We start from the raw sequence: 13,847 nt of genomic DNA, 5'->3' as shown, positions 1-13,847 counted from the left end.
CGGAAGGCCATCATGCCCCACGAGAACTCCGCTCTCCTGCCCGCCGTCCGTTCGTTCCTGTCCTCGCCCAAGGGGCTGCTCATCGACGGTGACTGGGTGGACGCGAAGGACGGCCGGACCTTCGCCACCGTCAATCCGTCGACCGAGGAGACGCTCGTCCAGGTGGCGCACGCGTCCTCGATCGACGTGGACCGCGCCGTCGTGGCGGCCCGCACCGCGTTCGAGTACGGGTCGCCCTGGTCGCGGATGACCCCGCGGGACCGTTCCCACCTGCTGTGGCGCATCGGCGACCTGATCGACGCCCACGCCGACGAGTTCGCCCAGTTGGAGGCCCTGGACAACGGCAAGCGGGTGTCGGCCGCCCGGGAGGGTGACGTCGCGATCTCGGCCGAGCTGTTCCGCTACTTCGCGGGCTGGGCGACCAAGATGGAGGGCACGTCCATCCCGATGTCGGTGCCGGGCCGCGAGTTCCACGCGTACACCCGCCGTGAGCCGGTCGGCGTGGTCGCCGGCATCGTGCCGTGGAACTTCCCGCTGCTGATGGCCTGCTTCAAGATCGTCCCGGCGATCACCGCGGGCAACACGGTCATCCTCAAGCCGGCCGAGCAGACCCCGCTGACCGCGCTGCGCCTCGGTGAGCTGCTGCTCGAAGCCGGGCTGCCGGCCGGTGTGGTCAACATCCTGCCCGGTTTCGGTGACACCGGTGCCGCCCTGGTCGACCACCACGGTGTCGACAAGGTCGCCTTCACCGGCAGCACCGAGGTCGGTAAGAAGATCGCCGCCGCGGCGTCCGGCAACCTGAAGAAGGTCTCCCTGGAGCTCGGCGGCAAGGCCCCGAACATCATCTTCAACGACGCCGACCTGGACGCCGCGATCGCCGGCGCGGTGCTGGGCGGCTACTTCAACGAGGGCCAGTGCTGTGTCAACGGCTCCCGGCTCTACGTCCAGCGTGGTGTCTTCGACCAGGTCGTCGAGGGGGTGGCGGCGGCCGCCCGGGCGATCACCGTGGGCGACGGGTTCGACCCGGCCTCGCAGATGGGTCCGCTGGTCTCCCAGGAGCAGCACGAGAAGGTGCTCGGCTACATCCGTGGCGCGGTGCGTGACGGCGCCGTACTGAACGCGGGCAGCGCCGACGCCGTCGGTGACCGTGGCTTCTTCGTGTCGCCGACGCTGATCACCGGCGTGACCGAGCAGATGGCGGTGCAGACCGACGAGATCTTCGGCCCGGTCGTCACCGCGGTGCCGTTCGACACCGAGGACGAGGTGGTCGCGGCGGCCAACAATACGGTGTACGGCCTGGCCGCGGGCGTCTGGTCGCAGAACATCGGCACCGCGCACCGGGTCGGCGCCCGGCTGCGGGCCGGCACGGTGTGGCTGAACACCTGGCACGCCGACGACGTCACCCTGCCCCGGGGCGGTTTCAAGCAGTCCGGTTGGGGTCGGGAGCTCGGTTCGTTCGGCCTGGACGACTACACCGAGCTCAAGACCGTCATCGCCGAGCTGCGATGAGCGCCGTCGACGTCCTCGGCGGGCACCGGTTGGTGCCGGTCGTGGTCCTGAACGATCCGGGTGCGGCCGACGGTCTCGGCGACGCGCTGGTGGCCGGCGGCCTGCCGATCGCCGAGGTCACCTTCCGCACGCGAGAGGCGGCGACCGTCCTGCGTCGTCTGGCCGCGCGCGGTGACCTGGTGGTGGGCGCGGGCACGGTGCTGACCGCCACGCAGGTCGACCTGGCGTACGAATCGGGTGCGAAGTTCGTGGTCTCACCCGGGCTGAGCGCCGCCGTCGTGCGCCGCTGCCAGGCGCTCGGTCTGGCGGTCATCCCCGGCGCGAGTACGGCGACCGAGATCATGGCGGCGCTGGACCTCGGCCTGGACACGGTCAAGTTCTTCCCGGCCGAGGCCAGCGGCGGGCTGCCCGTGGTGAAGGCGCTGTCCGCGGCGTTCCCGCAGGTCAGGTTTGTGCCGACCGGGGGAGTGACGGCGGAGATCGCCGGCACCTATCTGGCTCATCCGGCCGTGACCGCGGTCGGCGGGAGCTGGATGGTGGCACCCGACCTGTTGGCCGCCGGTAAATGGGACGAGGTCACCGCGAGGTGTGCGGTGCAGGGAGTGACATCGTGATCGACCTCCGTCCGGCGTCCGAGTGCGAGTTCGACATCGTCGCGTTGGGTGAGGTGATGCTGCGGCTCGATCCCGGTGAGGGCCGGGTCCGTACCGCCCGCCGGTTCGAGGTGTGGGAGGGCGGCGGCGAGTACAACGTGGCCCGTGGCATGCGCAAGGTGTTCGGGTTACGGGCCGGTGTGGTGACCGCGTTCGCCGACAACGAGATCGGCCGGCTGGCCGAGAACCTGATCATGCAGGGTGGTGTCGACACCTCGCTGATCCGCTGGGAGAAGTACGACGGCATCGGCCGGACCGTCCGCAACGGCCTCAATTTCACCGAGCGTGGGTTCGGGGTGCGCGGCGCGCTCGGGGTCTCCGACCGGGCCCACACGGCGATCGCCGGTCTGCGGCCGGGCACGATCGACTGGGACGACCTGTTCGCCCGGCGCGGGGTCCGCTGGCTGCACACCGGCGGGATCTTCGCGGCGCTGTCGGAGAACTCGGCCGCGGTGGCCGAGGAGGCGATGGCCGCCGCACGCAGGCACGGCACGGTGGTCTCCTTCGACCTCAACTACCGGCCCAGCCTGTGGTCCGGGATCGGCGGCACCGAGGTGGCGCGGGCGGTCAACACCGGGCTGGCCCGGCACGTCGACGTGATGATCGGTAACGAGGAGGACTTCACGGCGGCTCTCGGGTTCGACGTCGCGCACGTCGACGAGCGGCTGTCGGCGCTGCCGATCGACAGTTTCGCCGAGATGGTCGGCACGGTGGCGGGCAAGATGCCGTGGCTCAAGGTGGTGGCGACGACCCTGCGGACGGTGCACACCGCCGGCGACAACGACTGGCAGGCGATCGCCTGGTCACCGGAGACGGGCGTGCTGTCGTCGGTGGCCCGCGACCATCTGGGCGTCTTCGACCGGGTCGGTGGCGGCGACGGGTTCGCGTCCGGGCTGATCTACGGCCTGCTCGAGGGTGAGTCGCTGCAGTCCTGTCTGGAGCTCGGGGCGGCGCACGGCGCGTTGGCGATGACCACGCCCGGGGACACCTCGATGGCGACCCGGGAGGAGGTGTGGGCGCTCGCCGGTGGCGGCAGCGCCCGCGTACGCCGGTAGTCATCAGGCAGGCCTGGTGGAGGATTTCTCTCCGCCAGGCTTGCCTGTTTATGTACTGAGTTCACATATGCGTACCAGATAAAAAATGCATCTAAGTATGTAGACGCAGTTCTTGACGTTGTAATGCGGACGTCATAGTTTCAGGCCCTCCAGTGCCAGTGACCGTCCTCACTGTCACGTCAGCCGAACTCCGAGGGACCCCGCATGAAAGTGCCCCGAAGATCCTTCCGCTCCCTTTTCGCCACCCTCACCGCACTGCTCCTGGTCGCCGGATCGGTGTCGCCGGTCCAGGCCGCCGCGGCGGTCGACGACGGCCGGCTCAACGTCCTGCTCTTCTACAAGCCCAACTTCCACGCCTCGAACGTGCAGGCCCGCCAGGCCGTCCGGGACCTGGCCACCCAGCTCGGCACCCAGTACAACCAGCCGGTCGAGATCCAGGAGACCGACGACCCGGCGGTCTTCAACGCCGCCAACCTCGCGGCCCGCGACGCCGTCGTCTTCGCACAGACCGGTGGGGTGCTGTTCAACGCCGCTCAACGGTCGGCGCTGGAGGCGTACATCCGCGGGGGTGGCGGTTTCATGGGTCTGCACTACACCGGCTGGTCGGTCGGTGAGAGCGAGCACGACGTCAACCCGTTCTACGCCCGGCTCGTCGGCGCCGTCTCCGAAGGCCACCCGGAGGACCCGGGGGTCCGGCCGGGCACCGTGAACGTCCGGGACAACGGCCACCCGCTCACCCAGGGCGTGCCGACCACGATCTCGCGCAGCGACGAATGGTACGACTGGGTCGTCAACCCGGCGCCCAACGTGCGGACCCTGATCGCCGCCGACGAGGCGTCCTACGGCGGCGGCCGGCAGGGCACCCTGCACCCGGTCACCTGGTGCCAGAAGATCGACTCCGGCCGCTCCTGGTACACCTCGATGGGCCACGAGGGCACCGCCTACGCCGAGTCCTACATGCGGGCCCAGATGAAGAACGGCCTGGCGTACGCGGCCGGGCTGCTCGCCGCCGACTGCTCCCCGCCGGTCAAGGACCAGGCCGGCGCCTGGAGCGGCGTCACACCGTGGCCGCTCGTGCCGATCAACATGTCACTGACCTCCGACGGCAAGGTGCAGTCGTTCGGCAGCGTCGGCGGCTGGGGCACCGACACCACCCCCTACGACTGGACCGGCAACTCCTCGGTCACCCAGGGCGGCCAGATGGAGGTCGACATCTGGGACCCGGCCACACCCCGCAACCTCACGAACCTGCGCGCCGGCATCCTGCCCAACACCACCTACACCGACCTGTTCTGCGCCATGCAGGTGCAGAACCCGCACGACCACTCCACCATGACCATCGGCGGCGACGACGGACTCGGCGGCAACAGCCCCAACGACGCGGCCATCGGCGTCACCGGCTACACCACGAACAACGGGCTGCAGAACAAGGCCCCGATGAACTACCCCCGCTGGTACCCGACCGGCACCACCATGCCCAACGGCGACATCGTCGTGCAGGGCGGCAGCCTCCGCGGCGGACCCGGCGGACCCGGCGTGCTCACCCCGGAGATCTACACCCCGCAGTCCGGCTCCGGCTGGAAGACCCTCGACGGGGCACGCAGCCCGGCCGCGTACGGCGACGGCGGCGCCGACCACGCCGGCGCCGACGAGAACCGCTGGTGGTACCCGCGGGCGTTCGTCGCCCCGGGCAGCGGAACCCTGTTCAACATCACCGGCACCCAGATGTACGAGCTCAACCCGGCCGGCAACAACGGCACCGGACAGATCACGCTGCGCGGAACCCTGCCCGGCGGCATCGCCAACCAGGGCGCCAACGGCAACCCGGTCGGTGCCACCTCCACCGCCACCATGTACCGCCCCGGCAAGATCCTGCAGGTCGGCGGCGGCTGGTGGGCCAACGGCGGCGGCCCCGACGGCGCCCGCGCCGGCTTCACCGTCGACATCACCGGCGGTACGGCCACACCGGTCGTCACCGCCACCAAACCGATGAAGTACCAGCGCCACTGGGCCACCTCGACCGTCCTGCCCGACGGCGACGTGCTGGTCACCGGCGGCGGCCGGGAGAACAACGGCAACGGCGGATACGTCACCAACGCCGAGATCTGGGACCCGGACACCGGCAACTGGAGCGAGGTCGCCGTCCCGTACGAGCACGCCCGGCTCTACCACTCGGCGGCCCTGCTGCTGCCCGACGGCCGCGTGATGATGGGCGGCGGCGGCACCCCCGGCCCGCGCAGCTACACCGACGTCGAGTACTACTCGCCGTCCTACCTGTTCAACGGCGACCAGCTCGCCCCGCGCCCGGTCATCAACACCGCACCCGCGAAGATCGGCTACAACGGCGGCTTCGCGATCACCGCGACCGGTACCGTCTCCCGGGTCACCCTGGTACGCAACGGCTCGGTGACGCACGGCTTCAACAACGACCAGAACTTCCAGGACCTGACGTTCACCCAGTCCGGCGGCACGGTCACCGTCAACGCGCCGGCCGACGGCACGTACGCGCCGCCCGGCTCGTACATGCTGTTCGTCTGGGACGCGTCCGGCACCCCGTCGGTCGCGAAGATCGTCAAGATCGACCCGGCGGTCAAGATGACCCAGCTCAACCCGCGGGTCGTCGACCAGTTCGAATATCCGCGGGTCCCCGCCGAGTGGCGCACCGCCAACCCGCCGGCCACCGTCGACGTCGCGGCGGGCAACGCCCGGATGTCGCCGTGGACGGTCGGCAGCCAGGTCCAGCTCGTCCGCGGCACCGTGGCCGGTCAGGGCGGTCTCGGGCTCACCGGTTACCAGCTCAGCCTGGGTGCCGCCGGCAACATCCAACGCACCCTCGGCTCCCTCACCCCCGGCACCACCTACCGGGTCTCGCTGCGCTACGCACGAGACAGCCGGGCCGGCGGGACCGCCGCCGCGACCGGCACCCTGTCGGTCGCGAACTTGACCGCGACCCTCACCGCCGGCAGCACGTCACCGTCGACGGCGAACTACAGCACGTACTCCGGCACCTTCACGGCCGCGTCGAGCACCGCGACGCTCAGCCTGCGGGGCACCGCCGTCGGCCTGATGATCGACGACCTGGTCGTGGTGGGCGACGACGCACCTCCGCCGCCGCCCACCTCGCTGACCCGGTACGAGTTCGAGGAGGGCACCGGCACCTCGGCCGCCGACACCGGCACCGCCGGTGGGCCGGGCGCCGCGACCCTGACCGGCACCACCGGCTGGTCCACCGGCGGGGTCGTCGGCAAGGCGATCAACCTGCCCGGCGGCAGCACCGCCAACGCCGTCGACCTGCCGGACAACCTGCTCCAGAACGCGACGAACTTCTCCACCGGGCTCTGGGTACGGCCCGACACCAAGGCCAACTGGACCGGTCTGATCAACATCGGGGACGGGCTCGGCTCCGCCGGCAGCTACTTCCAGATCCAGATGCAGACCCAGGCGAGCGGCAGCACCGGGCTCGCCGCCACCTTCAAGGCCAAGACCGGCCCGGAGGAGCGGGTCTACGCCACACCGGCCCGGGACGTGGCCGCCGGCCAGTGGAACCACGTGGCCTTCACCCGCCAGGGTTCGGTCGGGACGCTCTACCTCAACGGCGAGGCGATCGCGACCCGCAACGACCTGACGATCGGGATGGCCCAGATCGGTACGACGGCCGACAACTGGCTGGGCCGCAACGGCTATCCGGACGCGGCGTTCGACGGCCTGATGGACGACGTACGCCTGTACACCTTCGCCCTGAGCGGGGCCGACGTGGCCGCGCTGTACAACGAGGGTGTCGCGGTGCGCTACCTGTTCGACGAGAACAGCGGCACCTCGGCCGCGAACTCGGGGGCGAAGGCGTCCATCGGCGCGGCCACCCTGCAGGGCACCACGTCGTGGGCCGCGGGCCGCTCCGGCAGCGCGGTGTCGCTGCCCGGCGGGGCCGCCGACTCGGGCAACCAGGTCCGGCTGCCCGACAATCTGGAGGCCGGTCTGGACGAGCAGTTCACGGTGTCGTTCTGGGCCCGCCCGGACGCCCTGCCGAACTGGGTCCCGCTGCTGCAGATCGGCAGCAGCACGGACACGTTCTTCCTGCTCCAGTCGGCCACCAACGGCGGGACCACAGGTTTCGGCGCCACCTTCAAAGCACCCGGAGTGGCGGCGCAGGAACGCCTGCTGCTCGGTGCGGGCCGGGACCTGCCCCTGAACGCGTGGACCCACGTGGTGTTCACGATGAACGGCTCCACCGGAAAGATCTACTTCAACGGCGTCCAACAGGCCGTCCGCACCGACTTCCCGATCAACATCGGCGACGTCGGTGTCGGCGGCAACACCACCGCCAACCTCCTCGGCGGTACGAGCTGGGGCGACCCCCGGTTCGACGGCCTGATCGACGACTTCCGGCTGTACGGCACCGAGCTCAGCGCCGAGCAGGTGTCACAACTGCACGCGGGTCGCCGGTAACGGACGGGTTGAAGTCGCGGGCCCCGGGACCTGTGTCCCGGGGCCCGTGCCGGTCCAGGCTCGGCGTCCTCAGAGTTTGCGGGCGACCGCCCCGTACGCATCGAGCCATTCGGTCCTGCCCTGCGGGCGCCAGGCGGGGATCTGCACCAGGCCCGGGTCGAGCAGTTCCAGCCCGTCGAAGAGGCCACCGATCTCCTCAGGCGACCGCAGGATGTACGGCACACCGCCGTTCTGGGCCAGGCGTTCGGCTCCCTCGACGACGGCAGGTGTGGTGTTCGTGCCGTCCCACAGCACGAGGTGGCTGCCCGGCGGCGCCGCCGCCATGACGTGGTCCACGATGGACGCGACCACCCCGAGGTCCGGCTCGTAGCCCAGGACGCCCATGAACATCACAGCGACCGGCTTGTCGAAGTCGAGCACCTCACCGGCCGCCACCAGGATCTTCTCCGGGTCGTGGTAATCGGCGTGCACGTGGACGGTGCGCCCGTCCTGGGTCGAGTCGGCCATCAGCGCACGAGCATGCACGAGCACGAGAGGGTCGTTGTCGACGTACACGACACGGGACTCCGGGGCCGCGGCCTGGGCGACCTGATGAGTGTTCTGCATGGTCGGCAGCCCGGTGCCGATGTCGAGGAACTGGCGGATCCCGGCCTCGGCGGCCAGATGGTGGACGGCCCGGATGAGGAACCGGCGTGACTGCTTCGCCATCAGCACGATCTCCGGGTAGACCTGCTCGACCGCGTCACCGGCGGCCCGGTCGGCGGCGAAGTTGTCCTTCCCTCCCATCCAGTAGTTCCAGATACGTGCCGCGTGCGGCACATCGGTCTGCAGATCGGGTTCATCCGTGAACGCCATGCGGCATGTTGTACGGCAGACCCATTCCGAACGCAAGCATCGATGACGCCCGTTTCACCGGGGTCCGCCGAACCCGACGTGGGTGAAGGCGGCCCAGCCGTGTGCCGGGTCGGGCAGGTGCAGGCCCGCCACTGAGGCGTCGCGCATCGCCGCGGCGTGTCGTGGGTCGGCGCCGGGCAGGCTCGCGTAGGCGTCGGTCAGGTCGGCCGGGGCCATCGCGCGGACCTCCCGCTGAGCCTCGGCGAGGGCGTGCGACACATCGCCCTGCGGTACGAGGTGGGCGTAGAACCTCTCCATCACGACGGCCGCGATCTGGTCCTGGACCGGCCACAGTGTCGCTACCACGTGGGCGAATCCGGCGATCAGGGTGGCCCGCACCAGACCGGACATGTCGCCGGCCCGGGTGGACGTACCCTGTGCGGTCTGGCAGGCGGACAGCACCAGCAGTTCACCGGTGGCCGCGCCGCCGAGCAGGTCCGCGACGGTGAGCCGGTCGTCGCCGGCGAGGACCACGTTCGACAGGTTCGGCTGTCCCGGCCGCACGATGGCGTGCGAGGCCAGGTGCACGACGCCGCGGCCGGTCGCGAGGGTCCGCAGACCGGCCAGCGTCGCCTGCGGCCCGAGCAGCAGGTCGGCGTCCGGCAGGTGCCGCTGTATGCCGAGGATCTCGCATCTGGTGCCGGGCAGCGGCGGCAGACCGGATCGGCTGTCCGGGTCGCCGAGCAGCACGACACCGCGGTTGAGGTCGACCGGACGTCCGGTGCCCGGCCGGTCGAGCAGTGCCACCGCCGGCAGGGTGGAGACGTCGTGCCGGTCGCCGAGGACACCGTCGGCCCAGGGCAGGGCGTGGAACGGCACCAGCGAGAGGTCACGATCCGGTACGACGACGATTCGCTGATGGTTCTCCAGCACCGTCCGGAACGGGCTCAGCAGCAGGTCGGACAGCCTCTGTGCGGCGTGTGGGTCGGTGTGGCCGCGGCGCAGCGCGCGATGCCATCCGGCGATCACACCGGTCAGGTTCTCGGTGGTGATCGGGCCGCAGGTGCGTACCGTACCGTCGCCGGTCACCGCCCATCCGACCAGTTCGCCGCGGAAGTGATGGTAGGCGAGCAGGGCCGTGCCGGTGGGCAGCCTGCGGACGGTGCCGCTCAGGTCGCCGGGCTGGGCGACGCGTTTCTCCAGCAGTTCGGGGGCGGTGCGGCGGACCTGTTCCTCGGCGGCGTCCAGGGTCGCCTCGGCGGCGTCCAGGACGGTCCGTCGGCGGTCTTGCGGTTCCTCGAACGCCGCCGCCCAGCGGGAGTTGGCCGCCAACCAGTCGCCGGCGTCGCGTCGGGACGCGGCGGGCAGGGTGGCGAGGTCGGTGAGCAGGGCGGCGGGAAGTCCCCGGGCGCGGTCCGCGGCGGCCAGCGCCTCGATCACCCGTCCGCCGGCCAGCAGACCGGTCACCAGGTCCCGGTACGCCTCGGCGACCGTCCAGTCGTCGGTCGCCGCGCTGCGTAACAGGTCGCGGGCCAGGTCGTTCTGTCGCTGCTCGAACAGGTCGACCGCTTCGGCGGCGTGGCGGGCCTGTTCGGCGTGGCGCTGTTGCAGTCGGCACAGCCCGGCGAGCAGGGCCGGCCGGGTCCAGGGCGGTGGTACCGGTTCGACCCGGCCGATGAGGCGTTCGGCGGCGTCCGGCTCCTCCAGGCGCACGTAGAGGCGGGTCGCCGGCAGCGGCGGCAGGTGCGGTTCGAGCAGGCGGGCCAGTTCGAGGGCGCCGGCGCGTAGCGGGACCGACGTCATCACGGCGCATTGCAGCAGTGGATCGTGGCCGGATCGGTCCAGGGCCGTGCCGAAGGCGGCCAGGGCCTGGTCCTCGTCGCCGGCGTCGCGCAGCTGTTGAGCGTAGAACCAGGCGATGGTGGCCGGCGCGGAACGCAGCTGGCCGGTGAGGTCGTGGTGCGCGGCGACGACCATGTCGGCCTCGTCGTCGTCGAACTGCACGGGTGCGGCGATCACCTCCTGGATCCGCCCGGCCGCGGTGGCCACCAGCTCCGGGTCGGCCTGGACGTTCGCCTCGGTGTTCAGTTCGGTGGCGCGCACCGCGAGCCGTACCCATTCCACCGCCGTCCGGATCCGGCCTGTGGACAGGGCCTCGGCGAGCTCGATGTCGGCGAAGGCGAACCGGGCCCGGCGGTAGCCCGTGCCGCCGTAGAGGGCGGCCAGGTCGATCGAGACGGAGGCGCCGTCGTGGCGGTACCCGTCCGGTCCGGCGAGCCGGTCGGCGAGGGCCAGTGTCGCCCGCGCCCGGGTGAAGTCGCCGTCGTCGCGCCAGCGGCGTGCCCGGACGGCCAGCAGATGTACCAGACCCCGGTGGTAGGAGCGGCTGCCGTCGGTTTCCGACCAGCGGCGGACCGGGTCGATCCGGTCCTGGTCGGCGTGGCGGTCGGTGGCGATCACGTCGGTCAGGCGGTGGACCTCGATGAGCGCGGTCAGACCGCCGTCACCGGCTTCGGTGGCGAGCCGGTGGGCGCGGGCGAGTTCCTCGTCGCGGGTGGTGGTGTCGCCGAGCGTCCGGGCCAGGTGTGCTCGGCGCATCGCGACGGTGGCGGTGCCGGAACGGCTACCGATCGCCGACCAGAGCAGGTCGGCCTCGGCGTAGTACTCGGCGGCCTGTGCGGCGGCGTTCGCGGTGAGCGGTGCCCGGTCGAGTGCCGCTGATGCGCCGAACGCCAGACCGAGGGTGTCCGGGTGTCCGAACGGGTCGGCGAACCAGTCGCCGCGGGTCAGTGCCATGTGTGCCTGGGCGGCGGCGTCACCGCCGGAGTAGGAGCGGGCCTCGCCGAGCAGCCTGGTGGCGGTCGTGACGTCGCCGTCGCGGAAGGCGAGGTCGGCCTGGGCCAGCGTCGCGTAGGACTGTGCGGCCGGGCCGAGTGCCGGCCATTCGCGTTCGATCGAGGCGAGCCGGTCGCGGGTGCGCCCGGCGAGCGCGGCGAGGCCGGAGCGGCGCTCGTCGGCGGACATCGCCTGCGCGACCAGCAGTTCGGGGAGGACCGTCGTGGCGAGGGCGCCGAGCGGTGTGTCCCGGGCGGTGTCCGTCAGGCGGCGGCCGGCGGCGGCGAGGGCGCCCGCGGTGTCGTCGGCCAGCGCCGATCCGGCGCCGCGGGGTGTCCACTGGTGGTCCAGGACGGTCGCGGCGTATCCGAGCACCGCGGTGTCGCCGTCGTCGGGCAGGTCGCCGAGGCGTCGTTCGGCCCGCTGGGGTTCACCGGCGGCGAGCGCGGCGGCGACCTCGGTCGCCGGGAGCTTCGCGACGCCGGCGGCGACCGGGTCGATGCGGTGCTGCCCGGTCATCAGCAGGGCGGTGACCATCTCGGCGTGTGACATGTTGGTCATGATCGGTTCGCCTCCGGCACCGAGGTGCGGACCTCGACGATCTTCGCGGTCCAGTCGGTGATCGCGTCCAGGTTCATGCTGCCGTCGCGGCGGGCGGCGAGCAGGCCGAGGCGGCCGAGCACACCGCGCAGGCCGGTCCCGGCGGATCGGACCGATCGGGGTGCCTCCCCGAGCCGGGGCAGGTAGAAGCTCTCCGAGCTGAACTCCTCCTCGGAGGCGAGTAGGAGGAACCAGTCGGTGACGTGACTGCCGGGCACGATCGGGCGGTCGGGTGGCAGTGACATGGTGATCGGGCCGCCGCGGCCGGCGACGGCGGCCCATTCGGAGCGTACGAAGGCGCCGTCGAAGAGGTCGGGGTCCATCCGGAACTGGTCGGTGAGGTCCAGCAGTACGCAGTACAGCCGGTTCGGGCCGGTGTTGTGGATCCGGACGAACACCGACGGTGGTGTCCAGCCGGAGCCGGTGTTCAGGTAGTGGAGTTCGACGCGGCCGGAAGGCAGCGCCTCCCGGTCGGCGGGCAGGGTCCGTTCGCCGGGCCGGGCCGGCACGATCTCGAGGCTGATCCGGTCGTCCAGGGCGGAGCGGGGGTTGTTCAGGGTGCGGATCTGCAGCCAGCGGGCGATGTGTTCGAGGTGGTCGACGGTCCGGGTCACGCCGGCGGTGTCGGTGGTGAGCGGCCCGGTCAGGGGGACCCGGTCGGCGCTGGTGATCAGCAGGTCGCCGGGCTCCGGACGGTGTACTCGCAGGAGTTTGCCGGTGTGGCCGGTGTCCTGGTCGTCGGCGATGCGGATGTGCGGTGACGGACGGCCGCCGGGGCCCGCGGTGTGTACCGCGGTGCTGATCCGTTCCCCGAGGTCCGGGTCGACGTCCAGGGCGACGGTGACGGGTGGGAAGGGCACCTCGGTCAGGATCATCCGGTACTGGGTCTCGACCTCCGGTTCCCAGCCGATCGGTTCGACCAGGCTGCGCAGGTCGCCGGGGCGGACGACCCGGACCTGGCGGATCGGGCGTACGCCGTACACGGCCAGGGTCGTCTCCTCGCCCGGTACGCAGACCAGGCCGTGCAGGGTTCCGACGTTGACCTCCCACGCGCCGCGGTGGTGGCGCATCGTCACGTCGGCGGCCGGCCGGCGCAGGGTCCCGCCGAGGAACTCGCGGTCGGCCAGGTCCTCGGTGGACACCTCCAGCGACGGTGACTGGCCGCGGAAGCGTGCCCCGACGAGCGCGTGGGCGTGGCTCCACACGTCGCGGTAGGTGGCCGTCGGCCCGACCCGGCTCAGCGCCTGGCCGATCGCGTGGCTGAAGGCGCCGTGCACCCCGGTGCCGGGCGGGTGTGTCTCGTTGGCGACCTCGTGTTCCTGGCAGGCGGCGAGCGTGATGTGCCGCCCGGGGCGGTGGCCGGGTGTCGAGGCGGCGCGGAGGAGTCCGGGCAGGAGATCGTCGGGTGCCGGTGGGTCCTTGAGCGCCGGGGCGAGGCGTGGCGGCAGGTCGTCCTCGCCGCGCATGCCGCTGCGGGAGTGGCAGCTGTCCAGGATCGACAGCATCAGGGCGCCGCCGGCCACGACCTCGTCGGCGAGCAGCGCCAGTTCCTTGTCGTAGAGGTCCGGTACGGTCCCGGTGCGGCTGTCGTGGAGCACCGTGGTCTGGCATTCGCCCGACTCCTCGGTGGACCAGATCTCCGCGGGCAGCGGGGCGGTCGAGCCGTGTCCGCTGAACCAGAAGAGCGCGGTGTCCTGCGGCCCGGCCTGCCCGAGGTGGCTGCGGAAGGCGTCGATCACCGCCGTGCGGGTCGCCTGTTCGTTGCAGAGCTGCTTCAGGTCCAGTTCGGCGGCGTCGATCCGTTCCCGGAGCAGGTTCGCGGCGAGTTCCACGTCGTTGGCGCAGCCGCTCAGGTCGGGTTTGACGGTCTGATAGCGGTCGACGCCGACGAGAAGGGCATAGAGTCGGGCCACGG

The 13,847-nt window shown here is 71.4% G+C and carries 7 protein-coding genes; 4 read left to right on the top strand and 3 right to left on the bottom strand.

The window, feature by feature from the left end:
• The first annotated feature begins 12 nt into the window (after positions 1–12).
• From Q0Z83_RS22505 to Q0Z83_RS22490, 4 genes are all read left to right on the top strand, one after another.
• Positions 13–1,509 (top strand): aldehyde dehydrogenase family protein, encoded by a 1,497-nt coding sequence (locus tag Q0Z83_RS22505; protein ID WP_317795942.1) that lies wholly within the window; start codon positions 13–15, stop codon positions 1,507–1,509.
• Entirely contained in the window at positions 1,506–2,123 is a 618-nt protein-coding gene (gene eda, locus Q0Z83_RS22500; RefSeq protein WP_317795941.1) for a bifunctional 4-hydroxy-2-oxoglutarate aldolase/2-dehydro-3-deoxy-phosphogluconate aldolase, read from the top strand. Before Q0Z83_RS22505 ends, eda begins: the two co-directional genes overlap by 4 nt.
• Positions 2,120–3,217 (top strand): sugar kinase, encoded by a 1,098-nt coding sequence (locus tag Q0Z83_RS22495; RefSeq protein ID WP_317795940.1) that lies wholly within the window; start codon positions 2,120–2,122, stop codon positions 3,215–3,217. The genes eda and Q0Z83_RS22495 overlap by 4 nt, the downstream gene beginning before the upstream one ends.
• Before the next feature lie 204 nt (positions 3,218–3,421).
• Positions 3,422–7,663: a LamG-like jellyroll fold domain-containing protein gene (locus Q0Z83_RS22490; RefSeq protein WP_317795939.1), complete on the top strand. Its 4,242-nt coding sequence runs from the start codon at positions 3,422–3,424 to the stop codon at positions 7,661–7,663.
• Between the two features lie 69 nt (positions 7,664–7,732).
• Here the strand turns inward: Q0Z83_RS22490 and Q0Z83_RS22485 are convergent, their stop codons facing one another.
• The 3 genes from Q0Z83_RS22485 to Q0Z83_RS22475 are packed head-to-tail and all read right to left on the bottom strand — an operon-like array spanning position 7,733 to position 13,845.
• On the bottom strand, positions 7,733–8,518 hold the full coding sequence (locus tag Q0Z83_RS22485) for an SAM-dependent methyltransferase (RefSeq protein ID WP_317795938.1): 786 nt from the start codon (positions 8,516–8,518) through the stop codon (positions 7,733–7,735).
• A 54-nt stretch (positions 8,519–8,572) separates the two neighbouring features.
• Positions 8,573–11,884: a CHAT domain-containing protein gene (locus tag Q0Z83_RS22480; protein ID WP_317795937.1), complete on the bottom strand. Its 3,312-nt coding sequence runs from the start codon at positions 11,882–11,884 to the stop codon at positions 8,573–8,575.
• Positions 11,885–11,889: 5 nt separating this feature from the next.
• Positions 11,890–13,845, bottom strand: coding sequence for a caspase family protein (locus Q0Z83_RS22475; protein WP_317795936.1), 1,956 nt, complete (start codon positions 13,843–13,845; stop codon positions 11,890–11,892).
• Positions 13,846–13,847: the final 2 nt, after the last annotated feature.

It is taken from the genome of Actinoplanes sichuanensis (assembly GCF_033097365.1).
GTDB lineage: Bacteria > Actinomycetota > Actinomycetes > Mycobacteriales > Micromonosporaceae > Actinoplanes > Actinoplanes sichuanensis.
The sequence above is the reverse complement of the archived record's forward strand: the minus strand, read 5'-3'. Positions and strand labels throughout refer to the sequence as shown.

Bases quoted from the DNA above. Each gene is read 5' to 3' on its own strand.
- Q0Z83_RS22490 (WP_317795939.1), top strand. From the start codon at position 3,422: ATGAAAGTGCCCCGAAGATCCTTCCGCTCCCTTTTCGCCACCCTCACC.
- Q0Z83_RS22485 (WP_317795938.1), bottom strand. From the start codon at position 8,518: ATGGCGTTCACGGATGAACCCGATCTGCAGACCGATGTGCCGCACGCG.
- Q0Z83_RS22480 (WP_317795937.1), bottom strand. From the start codon at position 11,884: ATGTCACACGCCGAGATGGTCACCGCCCTGCTGATGACCGGGCAGCAC.
- Q0Z83_RS22505 (WP_317795942.1), top strand. From the start codon at position 13: ATGCCCCACGAGAACTCCGCTCTCCTGCCCGCCGTCCGTTCGTTCCTG.
- eda (WP_317795941.1), top strand. From the start codon at position 1,506: ATGAGCGCCGTCGACGTCCTCGGCGGGCACCGGTTGGTGCCGGTCGTG.